Raw genomic sequence first — 19,067 nt, 5'->3', positions numbered from 1 at the left:
GCAGCTCACGGTCGCGCGGGCGTGACCAGGGTATGGGCGGCCTCGACGGCCCGGGTGGCAACGGCGTCAACGGTGCTGGAGTTACGGGCGAAGAAGCCGTCAACGAACAGTGACGTGTACCCGTGTGCCACGGCGACCGTCGCCTCGACCAGCAGCAGGGCCTCCCGGTATGTCCGGGTACCGGTGGCCGTGGCCAGGTCGATCAGCGTGGTCATCAGGGCGCGGGTCCGCTCGCGGCGCTCGGGGTCGGCGAGTTCGTACAGCTCGGCGGCGAAGATGACAGGGAATCCGGCGCCGGTACGCAGGACGTACCGGACGTAGGCGCCCGCTGCGGCGGCCAGACGGTCGGCCGGGTCGGGGGCCGCCGCGTCAGCGGCGGCCGTGATCTCGGCGTGCAGGTCGTGGGCGGCGGCGGCCGACACCGCACCGAGCAGGTGGGCGCGGTCCGGGAAGTGCCGGTACGGCGCCGCCGAGCTGACCTTCAGGCGGCGGGCCACCGCGGCGACCGAGAAGCGCGGGAGCCCGGACTCGGCCAGCAACTCGAAGCTGGCCTGGATCAGCGCGGCGCGGAGGTCGCCGTGGTGATAGCCCCGGTCTGTCGACACGTCGCCTCCCCGGCTTGCCGGTGGTGTAAGTGACCTCTTACATTAGCAAGTGATAGCCCTCTTACATGGCGGAGGCATTGTGAGCATCCGGCTCGGGTACCAGATTCCGAACTACACCTACCCCGGCGGGAGGGTCGAGGACCTCTTCGACACCGTCGCCGCGCAGGCCCGGGAGGCCGAGGCGGCCGGGTTCGACACCGTCCTGGTGATGGACCACTTCTACCAACTGCCGGGCATCGGCGCGCCCGAGAACGCGATGCTCGAGGCGTACACGACGCTCGGCGCGCTCGCGTCGGCCACGTCGACGATCCAGCTGTCGACGCTGGTCACCGGGAACACGTACCGTAATCCGGCCCTGCTGGCCAAAACGGTGACCACCCTGGACGTGGTCTCCCACGGCCGGGCCATCCTCGGCATCGGCGCCGGCTGGTTCGAGCGCGAGCACCACGACTACGGCTTCGAGTTCGGGACCTTCGGGCAGCGCTTCGAACGGCTGGAGGAGGCGCTGACCATCATCGCCCCGATGCTCAGGGGAGAGCAGGCGACCCTCGACGGCAAGTGGTACACGGCGCGCGGCGCGATGAACAACCCGCGGCTGCGTCCCACCATCCCGATCATGCTGGGCGGCGGTGGTGAGCAGAAGACGTTCCGGCTGGCCGCGCGCTTCGCCGACCACATGAACATCATCTGCGACGTCGCGGAGCTGCCCCGCAAGGTAGCGGCGCTGCGGCAGCGGTGCGAGGAGATCGGCCGCGATCCCGCCACGCTCGCGACCAGCTACCTGGTCATGGGCGGGGTGGGCGAGACGGAGCAGGAGGTGAAGGAGATCGGCGAGACCGTCCCCGAGGACCGCCGCAACCGGGCCTTCCTCGGCACGCCGGATCAGGTCGCCGAGCAGCTGCACGAGCGGGTGCTCAAGGCCGGCATCGACGGCATCACCATCAACCTGATCCGCAACGGCCACCGGCCCGGCATGGTCACCCGGGTGGGTGCCGCGCTCGAGCCCCTCGTCGCAGCGGCCTGACGACGGCGTCCGCGGCCGGCCGTCCGACCTGGACGACCGGCCGCGGCGGCGCTATGCGGGCCGCCGCACGGACACCGCGACGTAGTCCACCAGCATCGGCCTGCCGGGAACGGTGGCCGTGGTCGGCCCACCGCCGAGAGCGGCCGGGAACGCGCCGCCCACCGCCACGTTGAGGATCACGAAGAAACCGTGCGCGGTGGCCCGGCTCCAGGCCGGTTCGCCGACCTCGGCGGCGGTGACCTGATGGAACATCACCCCGTCGAGGTACCACCGGACCCGGGCGGGACTGGTCGACAGGTCCAGCTCCGCCGCGTACACGTGGAATCGGCGACCGCAGTCGCCGCAGGCCCGCTCCGGCGAGCCCAGCCCACCGCGGGCCTCGCGGCACGGGCCGTCGGGCAGCTCGCCGCAGTGCATGGCGCCGACCACGGCGGGCCGGCCGTTGACCGACTCCATCACGTCGATCTCGCCGGCGCCCGGCCAGTCGGTGTGCCCGTCGCGGAACGGCGCGCCGAGCATCCAGAACGCCGGCCAGTAGCCCGCGCCGTCGGCGGTGCTCACGTCGGGCAGCCGCAGCGCCGCCTCGACGCGCAGCACACCACCCGCCGGTGGCTGGAAGTCGGCGCGCGCGGTCTCCACCCGTGCCGACGTCCACTGCCCGGCCACCCGGCGGGGCGTGATGGCCAGGCGCCCGGCCCCGTCGAGGGAGACGTTGGCCGGATCGTCGGTCATCGTCTCGATCTCACCGGTGCCCCAGCGCGGCGCCGGGCAGCCCGGATAGCAGGTGCCGAGGTCGTGCCGCCACTGGTCGGACAGCCGCGCGCCCGCCGGGCCGGTGAAGTCGTCGCGCCACACCGATGTCCACGAGGGAGCGGTCGGCCCCGCTGTCGGCGCGGTGCATCCGGTGATCGCCAGCACCGCTGCGGCCACGACGCCCGCCGCCCGCCGCATCGTTGCGCTGCGGGCCGCGGGCGGCCGCGGCTCTGCACGGCGGCTCATCGGCCCGCCTCCGGCAGCAACCCGAGCCGGGACAGCTCGGCGTCCAGGCGCGGCGCCAGTACGGTGGCGGCGGTGCTGGTGAGGTGGGCGCCGTCGCGATAGAGCAGCACCCCTTCGCGTACGGCCGGGCAGCGCGGCCCGGGCGGGCACAGCGCGCCGGTGAGGTCGACGAGCGACACTCCCGGTCTGCCGCTGAGCGCCAGCCGCTCGGCGAGCCGGTCGGGTGGCAGCGCCACATCCCGGCCGACGGCGCACCGGCTCCAGGAATCCAGCGCGCCCGACACGCACGTCGGCACGTCCCGGCCGAACGTGGGCGTGTCCCGCAGGTACGCCACCGGCGCACCCGTCGCGACGAGCCGGTCCAGCGTGTCGTCCCAGCCCCGGGCCAGCGCGCGAGTGTCGCCGGTGTACCGGTTCAGGCTGGCCGCGACGATCAGGCGCGGCCGGGACCCGGCGGCGATCCGGTCGAGCGCCCGGCGGCGCCAGGTGTCGCACTCGGTGTAGTCGCGGCCCAGCTGGGGGCTGCGCACGGTCAGCCGGGGCAGCGGGCAGCCCTGCTTGACCAGCACCTCCACCGACCAGCCGCGCCGCCGCGCCACCTCGTCCACGGCGGTGAACCACTGCCCGGCGTGCGAGTCGCCGATCAGCACGATCCGGTCGGGGGAGCCCGGTGTGCCGTACCGGCAGGGTGGGCTCCGGGTGGCGTCCGGGGGGACCTCGCAGCCGGCGGTCGGCGGGAAGTCGGTGCGGGCCTGCGCGGGCGCGGGGCGTACCGGTCCGTGGTCCGGCCCGGGTGTGGCCAGCAGCCAGGGTCCGGCGGCCGCGCCCGCGGGCAGGGGACCGGCGGCGTCGCGCGCGTTGCCCTCCAGGATCCGGATCGCGCCGCTGCCCAGCAGCAGCGCGGCCGCCAGCGGCACAGCCACGGCGGTCGCCCCGACGGCGAGGCCCCGGCGTGGCCGGGCGGCCACCACCAGCGAGAACCGCAGCGGGCGTTCGACCAGCCGGGTGGTCAGCGCGGCCGGCACACCGGCCGCCAGCACCAGCGCCAGCCGCGCGGGCCAGCCCAGCTCACCGAGGCGCGCCTGCGCCAGCACGAGCACCGGCCAATGCCACAGATACCAGGTGTACGAGAGTCGCCCGACCGTCCGCGCCGGCCCGGTGGCCAGCAACCGGCCCACCTCTACGCCGGAGGCCGACCGGTCGTCGGCCCGGTGTCCGGCGAGGACGACGGCGCTTGCCCCGAGCGTCGGCACCAGCGCCGCGAGCCCCGGATACGGGGTGAGCCCGTCGAAGGTCACCGTCGCCCATCCGATCGCGGCGACCCCGCCCCAGCCGAGCACCGCCCGCGCAAGGGTTCCGCCGCGCCCGGCCAGCATCCGGGCCGCGTACGGCGCGGCCAGCGCGGCCGTCGCCCCGGCCCCGAACTGCCACGCCCGCGACGGCGACCCCAGGTACGCCAGCGGCGCCGACGCGGCGGTCCACCGCACGTTCAGCGCGAATGAGCCGGCCGTCACGACGCCCGCCACGACCGCGATCCCCGGCAGCGCCGAGCGGCCCCACCGGCGGGCCAGCACCGCGACCAGCAGCAGCACCGGAGCCCACCCGAGATAGAACTGCTCCTCCACGGCCAGCGACCAGAAGTGCAGGACCGGGCTCGGTTCGGCGTGTGCGGCCAGGTAGTCGGTCTGACCGGCGACGAACCGCCAGTTCGCCGCGCTGACCGCGGCCGCGATGAGGTCGTACGCGACGTCGACGCGGGCCAGCGGCGCCAGCAGCAGATAGCAGGCGGCCGCGGTCGCGGCGAGCGTCACCCCGGCCGCGGGCAGGATGCGCCGGGCCCGCCGGGCGTAGAAGTCGGCCAGCGAGAACGTGCCGTTGGCGGTGACGCGGGCCAGCAGCAGCCCGGTGATGAGGAAGCCGGAGACGACGAAGAACACGTCCACGCCGACGTAGCCGCCCGAGAAGTGCGGCACGCCCGCGTGGAAGCCGAGCACGGTGAGGATCGCGACGGCCCGCAGGCCCTCGATGTCGGGCCGGAAGTTGAGCCGGTACCGCAGGGCCGCCGCGCGGCTCGGCGTGGCCGGCGCCGGGGTGGCGGTCAGCGTCACGGGCGCGGTCACCGGGCCCACGGCAGCATCGCGTCCACCCAGCCGGAGGCGACCAGGGCGAGCAGGGCGAGGGCGGCGGTGATGCCCATGGCCTCCGGCCAGCCGATGCGGTCCCGGGCGTCGCTCATCGGTCCTCGTCCTGAAACAGGGCCGCCACCAGCGGCACGGTCAGATACGAGGTGAGCACCGCGTAGCCCGCGACGCCCCAGTGCTGCGCCCAGCCGTAGCGCGCCACGTCGTAGGCGACGCCGGCCCAGGCGGCGACCGTGGTGACGGTCAGCCAGCCCAGGGCGACCCGGCCGACCGTACGGGCCAGCGGGGAGGACCCGCCGGCGGTGCCGGTGGGCACCCACGCGGCCGACCGGCGCCGCAGGGTGTGCAGCAGCGCCATCGCGCCGGCGAAGCTCACCATCAGGTGGGCCCGGATCACCTCCACCCGCCAGCGGGTCGCCGAGACCGAGGGCAGCAGCACCAGCCACACCCACAGCGGCGCCAGCAGCGGCAGCGCATGCCAGGGCCGGATCTCGGCCGGGAAGCCGAACATCATCACCAGCGGCGGCAGCGGCGCGGCGAAGACGTTCACCGCGGCGAGCACATAGCCGAGTACGCCGTTGCCGTACGCCAGCCGCAGCCGCCACGACGCCGGCATGCGGTGGAAGTCGGCGTCGAACAGCAGCCGCAGGTTGCCCATGGCCCAGCGGTACTGCTGGTTGACGAACGCGGGCAGCGTGTCGGGCGACAGGCCCTTGGCGACCTGGACGGGCACGTACCGGGTGCGGAACCCGGCGCGCAGCATCGCCAGCCCGGTGTACAGGTCCTCGCTGTGTTCGAGGCGGGCGAAGCCGCCGATCCGCTGCACCGCCGACCGGCGGTACACGGCGTTGCTGCCGCAGCAGATGGCCGCGTCGTCGGCGTCGCGGGACGGTTGCAGCCAGCGGAAGAACCACTCCTGGGCCGAGCCCGCGGCTCGCTGCAGCCACGGCATCGCCGGGTCGGTGTCGAAGCACTGGGGGCTCTGCACGATGCCGACGTCCGGTGCTTCCAGGTACGGCACCAGGTGCGACAGGAAGTCCGGGCGCGGGCAGAAGTCCGCGTCGAGGATCGCGATGAACTCGCCGTCGCTGAGCGCGAGGGCGTCGTTGAGGTTGCCGGCCTTCTTCAGATGTCCCCGATCGGGCCGGGTCCGGTAGGTGAACCCGTACTCGTCGGCGAGTGCCCGGACCTCGGGCCGGGCGGCGTCGTCGAGCACCCAGATCCGCAGCGGCCCGGCCCAACTCAGCCGCGCCACGTGCGTGTACGCGTTGCGCAGCACCGCGACCGGCTCGCCGCAGGTGGGCAGGAAGACGTCCACGCTCGGCGCGGGCGCCGGGCGCCACGCGCGCAGGAGCAGCTCGTGCGAGTCGCGGGTGATGCGGCGCAGGCGTTGTCCGTCCACACAGGACAGCAGCCAGGCTGCGGCATTGAGTGCCAGAACGCCGAGGAAGACCCACAGCGCGGGATGCCGTAGCGAGAAGAAGAAGAGTGTGGCTGCCGTGAAGGTGTACGACAGTGAAACGCACAACAGAACCCAGCGCCGTTGCGGGCCGAAATATGCATACAGTTCGGTGTCGTCCGGCGGTGCCGGCAGTAGCGGTGATGGTTCTTCGATGTCGACGGCGGTGCTGGCCGGCGGCGCGCCGAGCGCGGCTGACGCGGGCATGACGGTGCTCCCAGGTCCATGTGTGCGGCCCCCCACAGGCCGTCCCCCCGCTCCAAGAAAAGCATAGGTTTGTTAACTGAAATGGGCCGCGGGATGGATGTATGAGTGCCGTCACGTCCGTTCATCCTTTGTGGACAATTGTTACCCGCTCCATTCGTCTGACCAGGCATCGACAATGGTGAGTTAATGTGCCGAGCGGAATGTTCTTTCCGCCACAACCGGCGCCGCGCGGCGGGCCCGTCGACCCGCCCCGTACGCCTTGATCCGGAGCGGCGTCTCCGCTCCGCCTGACTGCCGCCGAAAATCGGCGCGGTTTCGAGGTTATTTCGGCGTCAAAGCGGCAACCCCACTGTCATCCGGCGGATCGGCCGGAAACGATCTATTTGTACGACGGGTGGGATGTGGCATGAGCCTGGAAGCGGCCCTCGTGGAACGGTCGGCCTCGGGCGGACTGTCCGAGGTGGTGGGCATGATCCTGGACAAGGGCATCGTCGTGGACGCGTTCGCCCGGGTCTCCCTGGTCGGCATCGAGGTGCTGACCGTCGAGGCGCGGGTCGTCGTGGCCAGCATCGACACCTATCTGAGGTACGCCGATGCGATGGCGCGGCTGGACGCCGGCCGCGTGCCGCCCCTGGAGGGTCTGACGGGCCTGGTCCAGGGCGTCGCCGAGGGGGTCACCAAGGGCGCCATCGGCGCGGTTCAACAGTCCACCGCCGAATCCGTCGTCGGCCTGCTGTCCGGCGCCGACGAGCCGGTCCGGGAGCGGCCACGATGAGCACCGCGACCACCGACGCGACCCGGCCCGCCACCACCGGCTGGTACGTCTACGGAATCGTGCCGTCCGGCACCCGCGTCCCGGACGGCCTGTGCGGAGTCGGCCCGGACACCCCGCCGCCCACCACGATCCGCGACGGCGACCTGGCCGCCGTGGTGAGCCCGGTGGCCCGCGACCACGCCCTCGGCAGCCGCCGCGACCTGCTCCACCACGCCCGGATCCTGGACGGGCTGGCGGCCGCGGTGCCGGTGCTGCCGGTCCGCTTCGGCGTCGTCCTGGACGACCCGGCGACCGTCGTGACGCGGCTGCTCGCACCGCGCCGTGTGCCGCTCACCGCCGCGCTCGGCCGGCTCGCCGGGACGGCGCAGTTCCTCGTGTCGGTGTGCCACGTCGAGGATGCCGTGCTGGGTGAGGTGCTGGCCGCGGCGCCGGACATCGCCCGGTGGCGCGACCTGGTACGCGCCGGGGCGGGGGGAGCGGGTGCTCGCGTGCGGCTCGGTGAGCGGGTGGCCGCCGCGCTCGCCGCCACCCGCGTCCACGACCGGCAACACGTACGGGACGTGCTGGCGCCGTACCGGGTGGGCGCGGTGAACCGGCCGTCCGGCGCCCGCGACGAGGCCGCGTGCGTCGCGTTCCTGGTCGAGCACGAGGTCCGGCCCCGGTTCGAGGACGCCGTCGAACGGCTGGCCGCCGAGTGGGCGGGCCGGGCCCGCGTCCGGCTGCTGGGGCCGCTGGCCCCGTACGACTTCGCCGACGCGCTCGTCCACGAGGAGGGCTGATGGGACTGGTGTCCGGGCTGGTGACGCTGCCGTTGGTCCCGCTGCACGGCCTGGTCTGGCTGGCGCGGCACATCCAGGACCAGATCGGCGCCGAAGGTGATCCGGCGGTGGAGATCCGACGCCGGCTCGCGCAGACCGACCTGGCCCTGGCCTCGGGCCTCATCACCGAGCAGGAGTGCGCCGAGGCGCAGGATCTGCTCCTGGCGCGCCTGCTGGCGGGCGACACCGCGCCGACAGCCGCCGAGGCCACCCCGCTCACCAGCGATGCCGGGCCGGGTGCGTCGCGATGAGCGGGCCTCTGATCGGCTGGGGCGGCGAGCGGGCACCCGTCGCGCCGCCCCCGCCGGCCGATCTCGCCGACATCCTGGAGCGGGTGCTGAACACGGGCGTCGTGGTGGCCGGCGACATCAGGATCTCGCTGCTCGACATCGAGCTGCTGACCATCCGCCTGCGACTGCTCGTGACCTCGGTCGACAAGGCACGCGAGATGGGCATCGACTGGTGGGAGCACGACCCGTCACTGTCGTCCACCGCCCGCCGTCCCGCGGTGCGCGGCGACGCGCCGGGGGCGCTGCCATGACCGTACCGATGGCAGGCGACCCGCCCGTACGCGGAATGTGGGTCTATGCGGTCGTGCCGGTGCCCTGCCCGGCGCCCGCGCTCACCGGGGTCGCGGACGAGCCGTTGTTCACTGTCGAGCGGGCGGGGCTGGCCGCCGTGGTGGGCTGGGTGCCGTTGGCCGGGTTCGCGACCGCCGGGACCGGCGACGACCGCGACCACGTGGAGCGCATCGCCCGCGCCCACCACCGCGTCCTGACCGACCTGCGCGCACGCACCGCGTCGGTGCCCTTCCGGCTCGGCACCGTCTACCGCGACGACGCCGGGGTGGCGGACATGCTCGACCAGCGGCGCGCACCGTTGCGTGAGGGACTGCGGCTGGCCGCCGGGCGCACCGAATGGGGCGTCAAGGCCTACCTCCACCTGCTCGCACCGCAGCCGCCGGTCGCGGAGCCTCCCGCCGCGGCCGGGACGGGAACGGCGTTCCTCCTGCGGCGCCGCGCCGAACGTCGAGCCGGCGAGCTGCTGCTGCGACAGGCGGCGGAGCGCGCCGACCTGATCCACCGGACGCTGGCCGGCTACGCCGCCGTGTCGCGCCGTTACCCACCCCACGACCCCCGGGCGGCGGGTGCCGGGCAGTGGACCCTGCTCAACGCGGCGTATCTGGTGTCCGACGACGACACCACCCGTTTCGCCGGGGCGGCTGCCGGGCTGGAAGCCGTGGACCCGGCCCTGCGGATCGAGATGTCCGGGCCCTGGCCGCCGTACTGTGCGGTGGCCGAGCCGCCGGGGACGGGATCGCCGTGATGGTCCCCGCCACCGCGCCGACGCCGGTCCCCCTGGTCGACCTGCTCGACCGGATGCTGGCCCGCGGGGTCGTGGTCACCGGCGAGGTCGTCATCTCCGTCGCCGACATCGACCTGGTACGGGTCTCGCTGCGGGCCCTGCTGTGTTCGGTGCAGGGACCATCGGGCGGCGGGGAGGGGGCATGACCGCCCCGGGGAACGATGCCGCCGCACGCCTGGAACTGGAGCCCGAATCCGTCGAACGGGGGCTCGCGACGCTGGTGCTCACCGTCGTGGAACTGCTCCGGCAGCTGATGGAGCGGCAGGCGCTGCGCCGGGTCGACGGCGGTGAGCTGACCGCGGAGCAGGTCGAGAAGCTGGGGATCACACTGATGACCCTGGAGGATCACATGGCGCGCCTGTGCGACCACTTCGGGCTCACCCTCGCGGATCTCAACCTCGACCTGGGCCCGCTCGGCCCCCTGCTGGGCCCGAGCGATCCGCCCCGGCCCGGCCGGTCCGTGCACGGCGGTGGCGTCATAGGAGGGTGTTGAGTCGCCCGCTCAGGTAGCCCGGCGTGCCGTCGAGGACCGAGGACTCCAGGTCGAAGACGGGCACGGTGGCCTGCATGTCGCGGCCCATCCGCTGCTCGATGAACGGCCGGCCCACCCACGGGTTGTGCTCCGCCGAGAGGTGCCGATCCGTGGAGCCGGGCTCCGACCTGTTGTACTGCCACCGGGCGCCCTGCTTCGCCCGCCGCGCCACCTCGCCGAAATACCAGACCGCGCCCTGCACGAAGTCGTGCCGGCGGGGATCGGTGAACGCCTGCTCGGTGGGCAGGTGGTGCCGCACGACGGTCTCCAGCACATCCACCGAGCCGGGCGTGAAATCCCAGGTCTCCGGGTCGACGCCGGAATCGGCGGCCCAGGCCGGGAAGGCCTTCTCGCGCTCGGCCAGCCAGTCGCTGAGCCAGGGCAGGACGACAGGGCTCAGATCCTCGCCCATGCCGGGTGTCGGCTCCTTCACCGGTGACCAGCCGGGGTGGGCCGCCCGGTGCGCCTCGACCGCGGCGGCCAGGCCCGCCCACGCGGCGGCGATCCCGTCGGCCCGGACGACCAGATCCCGCGGCGGGATCGGGGCCCGGCCGAGCGCCTCGTCGGGCCGGACCACGGGCTGACCGTCCGCCCAGTCCCAGCGGCCGCCGCCGACCCGCAACAGAGCCTCACCGACGTACGCCGTCGCCGACTCCACCAGGCTTTCGCCCGGCGGCCCGTCCCGCAGGAGCCGTTCGAGCCGGGCCAGCGAATCCGCGCTGAAGTCGAGCGGGAAGCCCGGCGGCACCTCGAAGGCCTCCAGCCGCGCGAGCACAGGCTGGATCCCCTCGCGCCATTCCTCGAGCGCGTCTGTGGCGGGCAGCGGATCCGTCATGGCGGGCAGACTACCGGCCCGCCACGGACGGCGCTGACCCGTTGTTGGCACACTTCGCCGCTCACCTGCATACGTGCACATCGGACAGTCCACTGTGCCGGGTAATGCCCCCATCGCATTGGTCAACTTCGTTAGAGTCCGCTCCGCGATTCCGGCGTTGCGGACAACAACCAGGGGGCGTACGTCTTGAGGTTCCATCGACTCGCGCGCAGCGGGGCCACCGTCGTCGTCACCAGCGTGCTCGCCGCGCTGGTCGGGTTCACCCCGGTCGCGGCGTACGCGGCGCCCGTCGGCACGAAGTGCAGGGACATTCCGGGGTATGCGATCACCAAGCGGCCGCCGGCCAAGGGTGACCTGCCCGGCCTCGGCGCCAGCCGCTCCACCGACGGGGTGAACGGGCGGCCGTACCAGTACGACAACCCGGGGGAGAACGTCCGGGGCCGCGCCGAGCCGACGCCCCGTGATCTGTCGCAGTACGGCGCCAACACGGCTGGCCTGTCGCCCGGCACGGTGCCGCACCTGTTCACGTCGTGGAACCGGTACCAGGCGAACAAGGCCGCCGAGATCAGGAAGTGGGAGCAGAACCCGGTCGGCCGGAAGCCGAGCCCGCCGCTGCCGTGGGACAAGTGGCTGTCGCGCTACGTCCCCAACCAGGGCAACGACTCGCGCGGCAAGGCGTTCGAGAAGCTGCTGGTCGAGGAGATCGGCCTGGGTGGCGACGACTGGATCTGCCAGGGCGACATCACCACCAACGGCGAGACCCGGCGCTACGACGCGATCAACGCCAAGCAGAAGGTCGCATACGAGTTCAAGTCCGGCCGTACGATCGACGCCGCCCAGCTGGCCAAGGACGCGCAGATCGCCAAGAGCCAGGGCTACCGGGTCGTGTACGTCTTCGGCGACAAGCCCACCGCGGCGACGGTCCGGCGGTTGCAGGCGGCCGGCGTGGATCACCACCTCATGCAGGCCACCCCGAACGCCGTGAACTCGGTGCGGGCGAACACTGGGCCCAGCGCGCAGCTGATGAACCCGAAGCCGAACGTGCCGGCGCGGGGCGCGGCCAACGACATGGTCGCCGGGTCCGGGCGCAACCTCGACCAGGCCCGCGAGGCGGCCCTGGTCGACGACGACCTCGCCCGCCAGTCCGGGCGGCCGGACCAGCGGATGCGCCGCCCCGGCGGCATCGACTTCTCCACCATGGAGCTGCGGTACGTCTCGGAGACCGACAACGGCCAGGGCCTCGGGTACGGCTTCGAGGCCGGCGACGTGCCGGACGAGGACGCCGAGCCGGGCTTCGGTGGTCTGGAGCAGGCGCAGCTGGCGTCGGACTCGCTGTTCACCTGGCTGGCGCTGCAGCCGTCGGCGTTCTGGGTGAACCTCAACCCGGATACCCCGGACCAGATCATGGACGACAAGTTCGCCAGGACCGACGCCGGCCGGGTGCTGCTCGACGCGGACCTCACCCTGAAACGGTCGCACGCCAAGCTGCTCGACCCGCAGACCCCGCTGGGCGACCGGCTGTGGGACGCGCTGCACTTCGACACTCCCACGCTCGTGCCCTGCCTGCCGCTGCGGATCTGGATCAGCGCGAAGCCGGCCTCCGTGCGCGACGAGGGCGAGCGGCTCTACATCCTCGACGCGCCGCTCAAGGTCAACGCCGAGTACATGGTGGTGAAGAACCAGCCGGAGAAGTACACGTGCCGGCAGAGCGAGGCGCAGGCCAGGGAGAACGTCGCTACCTACCAGCAGATCATCCTGCCCGAGCTGGAGAAGGTCGTGAACACCGATCCGGCGTACGCCGACCTGCGGCGTGTCTACCTCAGCCGGGTGGCCGCCGAGTGGCTGCGGCAGCGCGCGGCGAGGAAGACCACCGCGTTCACGCCGATCATCAACAGCAACGACACGAGCCGCTGGCCGGCGCGGGTGCCGTGGAACAAGCTCGACACGTACCGCGCGTACCTGAAGTCGTTCAACGAGGGTGAGTTCGTCTACCACCGTGACGTGCCGGACGGCACGGGCCAGACGATCTCCGTCCCGCTGGTGCTGGGCGGGGTGGACTTCGCGCAGGCGCCGAAAAAACCGGTGAGCGCGACGACCTTCAAGAAGGAGCACCCCAAGCTGCCGGTGACGGTGGCCCGGTCGGTGCAGGCGCCGGTGAGCTACGAGACCACCGCGAACCCGGACCTCACCTGGATGGGCGGCGACGCGATGGTGCACCAGGCCCCCGCTCCGCCGGCCGGGGAGCCGACGCCGCCGACCGGTGGCACCGGCGGCGGCCTGCCGATCACCGGCGCGTCGGTGGTCGGTGCGGTCGGCGCCGGCCTGGCCCTGCTGGCCGGTGGCGTTACGGTGCTGCTCTGGCAGCAGAGACGACGTAGGGTCTTCCGCCCCTGACCGCGACCGGGTGGTCCGGCCCCGAGCAGTCCGGCCCCGAGCAGTCCGGCGCCGAGCGGTCCGGCTTCCGAGCGGTCCGGCCGCGCGGGACCGGACCGCTCGGCGGGCCGGTTGACCTGCAGGTTTGATACGGACGGGCAGCCGGTCCCGACCCGTTCGTCCAGTGGCGAGACGGCCTCACATCCCCTAAGGTAAGGCTCGCCTTACTGGTGCATTGGGGGAGACGGGGCCGCCGGACATGTACGTGTGTATCTGCGCTCGAGTGCGCGAGTGTGAACTGCGCGCGGTGATCCGGTGCGGCGCCCGCGACGAGGAGGAGGTCGGCGACGCCTGCGGCGCCGGCACGGGCTGCGGCAGCTGCCTCGACCGCATCGACGACCTGATCGCCGAGGAGACGGGCGTGGACACGCTGGCGGCGTGATGCCCCGATTTGGGTGACTATCGGTACAGTCGCGTTCATGCAGGGCGACGAACGGGTCATCGAGTTCCTGAACGAGCAGCTCACGGCGGAACTGACCGCGATCAACCAGTACTTCCTGCACGGGAAGATGCAGGACAACTGGGGCTACACCAAGCTGGCGGCGCACACCCGAGCCGAGTCGATCGACGAGATGCGCCACGCCGAGGTGCTGACCGACCGCATCCTGTTCCTCGACGGGTTGCCGAACTACCAGCGGCTCTTCCCGCTGCGCATCGGCGAGAACGTCCGTGAACAGTTCCAGTCGGACATGGTGATCGAGGTGGAGGCCGTGGACCGGCTCCGGCGCGGCATCGAGTACATGCGCGGGGTCGGTGACGTCACGTCGGCCAAGCTGTTCGAGGACATCCTCGCCGACGAGGAGCACCACATCGACTACCTGGAGACGCAACTGCAGCTGCTCGACACCCTGGGCGAGTCGCTGTACCTGCAGAACGTCGTCGAGCACCCGACCGCCGAGTAACCGTCCAGGGCCGCGGTCGCCCGGCCACGACGCGGCGGCCTCACGGGACAGGCCCGGGCTGCGGCCCCACGGGACAGGCCGAGGCTGCGGCCCCACGGGACAGGCCGAGGCTGCGGCCCCACGGGACAGGCCGAGGCTGCGGCCTCATGGGGCAGGCGCGGGGCGGCGGCGCGGGACGATCATCGGCGTGCCGGTCTCGGGGTCGGGTATCACCCGGCACGGCAGGCCGAACAGCTCCTCGACCAGTTCGGCGGTGACGATCTCCTGCGGCGGCCCGCTCGCCGCCAGTGTGCCGCCGGGGGACAGCGCGACGAGGTGTGTCGCGTACCGGCAGGCCTGGTTGAGGTCGTGCAGCACGGCCACCAGGGTGCGGCCCTGCCGATGCAACTCCGCGCACAGTTCGAGCAGCTCGAACTGGTGACCGATGTCCAGGAAGGTTGTCGGCTCGTCGAGCAGCAGGATGGTCGTCTGCTGCGCCAGCACCATCGCCAGCCAGACCCGCTGCCGCTGCCCGCCGGACAGCTCGTCGACGTAACGGTCCGCAAGCGCGGCGACGCCGGTACGGTCCATCGCGTCGCGTACCGCGGCCGCGTCGTCGCTGCTCCACTGCCGCAGCAGTGACTGGTGCGGGTACCGGCCGCGGGCGACCAGGTCGGCCACGGTGATGCCGGCCGGCGCGGTCGCGGATTGGGCGAGCAGCCCCAGCTTCCGGGCGATCTCCTTCGACCGGTACCCGGCGATGGTCCGGCCGTCCAGCACGACCTGCCCGGCGCCGGGCGCCAGGATCCGCGCGAGCGCCTTGAGCAGAGTGGACTTACCGCAGGCGTTCGGGCCGACGATCACCGTGAAGCCGTCGTCGGGAATGTCGAGGGACAGATCCGTCGCCACCGGCCGTCCCGGATACCCCAGCGTCAGGCCCTGGGCGGACAGCCGCGGCGCCTCTGCGGCGGTGCGGGTCTCGGTGGCGGTCATCTGCGCTCCGAAGGTAGTCAAGGTCCGAAGGTAGTCAAGGCCCGGAGGAAGGCGAGGTCCGAAGTAAGGCGAGGTCCGAAGTAAGGCGAGGTCCGGAGGAAGGCGAGGTCCGAAGGAAGTCACGGTTCGAAGGTGGTCAGGCCCGTGGCCGGCCGGCGGCGAGCAACCAGATCAGATACAGGCCGCCGAGCCCGGCGGTGACGATGCCCACCGGCAGCGGGGTCGGCGCGAACAACCGCTGGGTCAGCAGGTCGCTCGCCGCCAGCAGCAGCGCGCCGGTCAGCCCGGCCGTGAGCAGCGCCGGCCGGGACTGCCCGGCCAGACGGCGGGCGACCTGCGGGGCGGCGAGCGCCACGAACGCCACGGGTCCGGCGGAGGCAGTGGCCACGGCCGCCAGGGCGACCGCGATCGCCAGCAGGATCCGCCGGCTGCGCTCGCCGGGCACCCCGAGGGCCCCGGCGGCGGCGTCCCCGAATTCCAGCACCGTGAGCCGCCGTCCGACGGCGAGCCCGAGCGGTACGAGAACGGCCAGCGCCAGCCCGACCGGGCGTACGTGTTCCCAGCCGCGGTTGTTCAGGCCGCCGACCAGCCAGGACTGGGCGGCGATCGCATCGTGCAGCGGTGCCTTGCTGATCAGGAACGTGTTGATCGAGGTCAGGGCGGCGGTGACGCCGATGCCGACCAGGATGAGCCGGGCACCGGTGTGGCCGTGCCGGTAGGCCATCGCGTACACGGCGAGGGCGGTGACGCAGCCGCCGGCCAGGGCACCGGCGCCGACGATCACGATGCGGTCGGCGCCGAGGACGAACGCGACGATCGCGCCGGTGGCCGCGCCACTGGTGAAGCCGATGATGTCGGGACTGGCCAGCGGATTACGCGCCATGCCCTGCACCAGCGCGCCGCTGACCCCGAGCGCGGCGCCGACCAGGACACCGGTCAGCAGCCGCGGCAGCCGCAACGTCAGGACGACGAACTCGCTCCCGCCGTCACCGGCGCCCCGCAGCGCCGCCCAGACGTCGCGGCCGGTGAGCGGGAAGTCGCCGGTCATCAGCGTGACGGTCCCGACCGCGGCGAGCGCGGCGGCCAAGGCGGCCGCGACCAGCGCGGGGCGCAGGTGCAGGCGTACGGATAACGGCCCGACCGTCCACGGCCGACCGGTGACGGTCACAGCGCGACCAGCCGGCGCCGCCGGCACAGCCCCACGAAGACGGGGGCCCCGATGACCGCGGTGACCACCCCGACGGACAGCTCCTGCGGCGCGATCACCAGGCGTCCGACGATGTCGGCGGCCAGCAGCAGGGCCGGCGTGATCAGGGCGGCCAGCGGCAGCGCCCAGCGCAGGTCGGGGCCGACCAGCAGGCGGGCGCTGTGCGCGGTGACCAAGCCGAGGAAGCCGATCGGCCCGGCCGCCGCGGTGGCGGCGCCGCACAGCGCGGTGACGGCCACCGCGCCCAACGCCCGGGTGGTGGTGAGGTTGACGCCGAGCGCCCGGGCGGAGTCCTCGCCGAGCGCGAGCGCGTTGAGCGGGCGGGCGAGCAGCAGGGCGACGACCGTACCCACCGCCACCGGGCCGCCGATCTGGGCGGCGACCGTCAGGGGCCGCCCGGCGAGCGAGCCGACGTCCCAGAACCGGAAGTCGCGGAACGCGGCGGGCCGTTGCAGCAGGATCGCGGAGGTGACCGCGACCAGCACGGCACTGACCGCGGCCCCCGCCAGCACCATCCGGTCGCCCGCGCCGCTGCGCCCGGCGACGAGGTACACGAGGACGGCGGCGGCGCCGGCCCCGGCGAGCGCGAACCAGACGTAGCCGGTGAGGGCGCCGACGCCGCCGAAGGCGATCGCGACGACGACCGCCGTCGACGCGCCCATCGTCACCCCGAGCAGCCCGGGATCGGCGAGCGGGTTGCGGGTCAGCGCCTGCATGACCGTCCCGGACAGACCGAGCGCAACCCCGACGACCAGACCCAGCACGGTACGGGGCAGCCGCAGCTCGGTGATGATCGACGCGGCCGGGGTGTCCGCACCGGTCAGCGCCGCCCAGATCTCGTGCGGCGGCACCGGGCGGGCGCCCAGCGCGAGGCTCAGGCCGACGCACAGGAGCAGCACGAACGCGGCGAGCAGCAGCCACCGGCCGGGGTGGCGGTGCGGGGGTGGGGACACGCGCGCTCCTTCGACGGTGACCGGACCCGTGGTCACACCTCCGGCATCGTACCGTTAGGCTAGCCTTACCTATCAACGAGGCAGGTGAACCCCACGTGCGAGCGCCCACCGCCCGCGAGGTCCTCCGCGACGCCGTCGGCGGACAGCGCCGGCTGGTCGCCGCCGCCGCGGTCCTGGCCGCCGGGCACCAGATCGGTGAGGCCGCGGTGCCGGTCCTCATCGGGTGGATCATCGACCGGGCCATGACCGGCCGCGGTGGCCCGGCCACACTCCTCGGCGGCCTGGTCCTGTTGGCCGCGGCGTTCGCCGCCCTGTCGCTGAGCTTCAAGTACGGGCTGCGGCTCGGCGAGCGGGCCGCGTTCCGCAGCGCCCACCACCTGCGGATGCGCATCGTCGGCCGGCTGTTCGACGATCGGGGCGCGCGGACCGGGCGGCTCACCGGCGAACTGGTCAACCTGTCCACCGACGACGCGCAACTCGTCGGCGACACCAACCTCGCCTGGCCGCGGGCCGTGGCCGCCGTGGTCGGGCTGCTGGCCGGCGGTGCCGCACTGCTGTCGTACTCGGTGGTGCTCGGTGCGGTGGTGCTGGTCGCGGTGCCGGTGCTGCTCCGGGTGTCGCACGTGAGCGGCAGGCCGCTCGCCCGCCGCGCCGAAGCGGGGCAGGGACAGGCCGCCGCCGCGTCGGGGCTCGCCACGGATCTGGTGGCCGGCATCCGTACGCTCAAGGGCATCGGCGCCGAGCGGGCCGCAGCGCTTCGGTACCGGGCGACCAGCCAACGGTCGCGCGACGCGGCGATCCGTGTCGCCGCGGCGCAGTCCGCCCTGGACGGCAGCATGATCGTGATGACCGGTGTGCTGCTGGCCGTGGTCGCGGCGCTCGGCGGGCACCTGGCGGCCACCGGCCGGATCAGCATCGGCGACCTCGTCGCCGCGGTCGGCCTCGCCCAGTTCCTCGTCTGGCCGCTGTCGCAGTTCTCCTGGGTGAACGGGCAGCTCGCCACCGGCCGGGCCGGCGCCGCCCGGATCGCCGACCTGCTGGCCAGCCCGCCCGCGATCCACAGTGGAACACTGGCCGTCGCCGCGGTGCGCGGGGCGTTGCGGGTGCACGCCGTGACCTACCGGAACCTGGTGGACGTGGATTTCACCGTCGGGGCCGGTGAGTTCGTCGGCGTCGTCACCACCCCGGCCGAGGCGGCCGACCTGCTCGACTGCCTGCGGCGGCGCGCGCTGCCCGACCGCGGCGCCATCACGGTCGACGGCGTCCCGCTCACCGACCTCGACGCCCGGACCGCCCGCCGGGTCCTGCTCGTCGCGGACCACCACGCCGACCTGTTCGCGGGCACCGTCGCCGGCAACGTCGCCGCGAGCCGGACAACGACGTCCGCCATGACCGTCGCCGCCAAAGAGACGGGGACGGTGGCAGGAAACGCCGCGAGCGGGACAGGGATGGTGGCCGTCGCGCTCACGGCGGCGCGGATCGACGGCCTCGCCGACGGCGCGGACACGGTCGTCACCCCCCACGGCGGCAGCCTCTCCGGCGGGCAGCGGCAGCGGGTGGCCCTGGCCCGCGCGATCGCGGCCGACCCACCCGTCCTCGTGCTGCACGACCCGACCACGGCCGTCGACGCGGTCACCGAGACCGCCATCGCGGCCGGGCTGCGCCGGGCCCGCCGTGGCCGCACCACCCTGCTCATCACTACGAGCCCCGCGCTGCTCGACACCGCCGACCGGGTGATCCACCTGCGCGGTGGCGCCGTCGCGGGCACCGGAGCGCACCGCGACCTGGCCGCCGCCGATCCCGGCTACCGTGCCGCCACCCGCTGACCGTCTGCCGAGGA

The 19,067-nt window shown here is 73.4% G+C and carries 19 protein-coding genes and 1 pseudogene; 12 read left to right on the top strand and 8 right to left on the bottom strand.

Features of this window, described 5'->3' with window-relative positions; translation table 11 throughout:
• Window positions 1-5: 5 nt before the first annotated feature.
• On the bottom strand, window positions 6-605 hold the full coding sequence (locus ACMCNN_RS16975; protein ID WP_412741471.1) for a TetR/AcrR family transcriptional regulator: 600 nt from the start codon (window positions 603-605) through the stop codon (window positions 6-8).
• A gap of 79 nt (window positions 606-684) precedes the next feature.
• Here ACMCNN_RS16975 and ACMCNN_RS16970 point away from each other — a divergent pair, with 79 nt between their 5' ends.
• A complete protein-coding gene (locus tag ACMCNN_RS16970; RefSeq protein WP_412741470.1) occupies window positions 685-1,629 on the top strand; it encodes an LLM class F420-dependent oxidoreductase in 945 nt (314 codons plus the stop codon).
• Between the two features lie 51 nt (window positions 1,630-1,680).
• Here ACMCNN_RS16970 and ACMCNN_RS16965 read toward each other — a convergent pair whose 3' ends face one another.
• From ACMCNN_RS16965 to ACMCNN_RS16955, 3 genes are all read right to left on the bottom strand, one after another.
• Window positions 1,681-2,628 carry a glycoside hydrolase family 16 protein gene (locus tag ACMCNN_RS16965; RefSeq protein WP_412741469.1) on the bottom strand — a complete coding sequence of 316 codons (948 nt, stop codon included), beginning with the start codon at window positions 2,626-2,628 and terminating at the stop codon, window positions 1,681-1,683.
• A complete protein-coding gene (locus ACMCNN_RS16960; RefSeq protein WP_412741468.1) occupies window positions 2,625-4,748 on the bottom strand; it encodes an acyltransferase family protein in 2,124 nt (707 codons plus the stop codon). Before ACMCNN_RS16960 ends, ACMCNN_RS16965 begins: the two co-directional genes overlap by 4 nt.
• A 112-nt stretch (window positions 4,749-4,860) precedes the next feature.
• A complete protein-coding gene (locus ACMCNN_RS16955; RefSeq protein WP_412741467.1) occupies window positions 4,861-6,435 on the bottom strand; it encodes a glycosyltransferase family 2 protein in 1,575 nt (524 codons plus the stop codon).
• Window positions 6,436-6,841: 406 nt separating this feature from the next.
• Here ACMCNN_RS16955 and gvpJ point away from each other — a divergent pair.
• The 7 genes and pseudogenes from gvpJ to ACMCNN_RS16920 all read left to right on the top strand — a co-directional run.
• A pseudogene (gene gvpJ, locus ACMCNN_RS16950) lies at window positions 6,842-7,063 on the top strand (gas vesicle protein GvpJ); the annotation flags it as partial.
• Between the two features lie 143 nt (window positions 7,064-7,206).
• Window positions 7,207-7,989, top strand: coding sequence for a GvpL/GvpF family gas vesicle protein (locus tag ACMCNN_RS16945; RefSeq protein ID WP_412741466.1), 783 nt, complete (start codon window positions 7,207-7,209; stop codon window positions 7,987-7,989).
• Window positions 7,989-8,279 carry a gas vesicle protein GvpG gene (locus ACMCNN_RS16940; RefSeq protein WP_412741465.1) on the top strand — a complete coding sequence of 97 codons (291 nt, stop codon included), beginning with the start codon at window positions 7,989-7,991 and terminating at the stop codon, window positions 8,277-8,279. The genes ACMCNN_RS16945 and ACMCNN_RS16940 overlap by 1 nt, the downstream gene beginning before the upstream one ends.
• Complete coding sequence (locus ACMCNN_RS16935; protein WP_412741464.1) at window positions 8,276-8,569, top strand: gas vesicle protein; 294 nt, start codon at window positions 8,276-8,278, stop codon at window positions 8,567-8,569. The genes ACMCNN_RS16940 and ACMCNN_RS16935 overlap by 4 nt, the downstream gene beginning before the upstream one ends.
• A complete protein-coding gene (locus ACMCNN_RS16930; protein WP_412741463.1) occupies window positions 8,566-9,354 on the top strand; it encodes a GvpL/GvpF family gas vesicle protein in 789 nt (262 codons plus the stop codon). The genes ACMCNN_RS16935 and ACMCNN_RS16930 overlap by 4 nt, the downstream gene beginning before the upstream one ends.
• Window positions 9,354-9,539, top strand: a complete 186-nt coding sequence (locus tag ACMCNN_RS16925) for a gas vesicle protein (protein WP_412741462.1) — start codon at window positions 9,354-9,356, stop codon at window positions 9,537-9,539. The genes ACMCNN_RS16930 and ACMCNN_RS16925 overlap by 1 nt, the downstream gene beginning before the upstream one ends.
• A complete protein-coding gene (locus ACMCNN_RS16920; RefSeq protein ID WP_412741461.1) occupies window positions 9,536-9,886 on the top strand; it encodes a gas vesicle protein K in 351 nt (116 codons plus the stop codon). The genes ACMCNN_RS16925 and ACMCNN_RS16920 overlap by 4 nt, the downstream gene beginning before the upstream one ends.
• Here ACMCNN_RS16920 and ACMCNN_RS16915 read toward each other — a convergent pair.
• Entirely contained in the window at window positions 9,870-10,760 is an 891-nt protein-coding gene (locus tag ACMCNN_RS16915; RefSeq protein ID WP_412741460.1) for a hypothetical protein, read from the bottom strand. The two genes, ACMCNN_RS16920 and ACMCNN_RS16915, sit on opposite strands and share 17 nt — an antisense overlap.
• Before the next feature lie 186 nt (window positions 10,761-10,946).
• Between ACMCNN_RS16915 and ACMCNN_RS16910 the strand changes: the two genes are divergently transcribed.
• From ACMCNN_RS16910 to bfr, 3 genes are all read left to right on the top strand, one after another.
• Complete coding sequence (locus ACMCNN_RS16910) at window positions 10,947-13,154, top strand: hypothetical protein (protein ID WP_412741459.1); 2,208 nt, start codon at window positions 10,947-10,949, stop codon at window positions 13,152-13,154.
• Window positions 13,155-13,392: 238 nt separating this feature from the next.
• A complete protein-coding gene (locus ACMCNN_RS16905) occupies window positions 13,393-13,575 on the top strand; it encodes a bacterioferritin-associated ferredoxin (RefSeq protein ID WP_412741458.1) in 183 nt (60 codons plus the stop codon).
• A 37-nt stretch (window positions 13,576-13,612) separates the two neighbouring features.
• Window positions 13,613-14,095: a bacterioferritin gene (bfr, locus tag ACMCNN_RS16900; RefSeq protein ID WP_412741457.1), complete on the top strand. Its 483-nt coding sequence runs from the start codon at window positions 13,613-13,615 to the stop codon at window positions 14,093-14,095.
• A 144-nt stretch (window positions 14,096-14,239) separates the two neighbouring features.
• Here the strand turns inward: bfr and ACMCNN_RS16895 are convergent, their stop codons facing one another.
• From ACMCNN_RS16895 to ACMCNN_RS16885, 3 genes are all read right to left on the bottom strand, one after another.
• Window positions 14,240-15,067 (bottom strand): ABC transporter ATP-binding protein, encoded by an 828-nt coding sequence (locus ACMCNN_RS16895; RefSeq protein WP_412747195.1) that lies wholly within the window; start codon window positions 15,065-15,067, stop codon window positions 14,240-14,242.
• Between the two features lie 136 nt (window positions 15,068-15,203).
• Window positions 15,204-16,235, bottom strand: a complete 1,032-nt coding sequence (locus tag ACMCNN_RS16890; RefSeq protein WP_412741456.1) for a FecCD family ABC transporter permease — start codon at window positions 16,233-16,235, stop codon at window positions 15,204-15,206.
• Window positions 16,232-17,173, bottom strand: coding sequence for a FecCD family ABC transporter permease (locus ACMCNN_RS16885; protein ID WP_412747194.1), 942 nt, complete (start codon window positions 17,171-17,173; stop codon window positions 16,232-16,234). The genes ACMCNN_RS16890 and ACMCNN_RS16885 overlap by 4 nt, the downstream gene beginning before the upstream one ends.
• 149 nt (window positions 17,174-17,322) lie before the next feature.
• Here ACMCNN_RS16885 and ACMCNN_RS16880 point away from each other — a divergent pair, with 149 nt between their 5' ends.
• The gene (locus ACMCNN_RS16880; RefSeq protein WP_412741455.1) at window positions 17,323-19,053 is read left to right on the top strand and encodes an ABC transporter transmembrane domain-containing protein; all 1,731 of its coding nucleotides are present in this window, start codon (window positions 17,323-17,325) and stop codon (window positions 19,051-19,053) included.
• Window positions 19,054-19,067: the final 14 nt, after the last annotated feature.

The organism is Krasilnikovia sp. MM14-A1004, from assembly GCF_047159485.1.
GTDB lineage: Bacteria > Actinomycetota > Actinomycetes > Mycobacteriales > Micromonosporaceae > Actinoplanes.
Note: the sequence above shows the minus strand (reverse complement) of the source record. Positions and strands in the feature narration are given on the sequence as shown.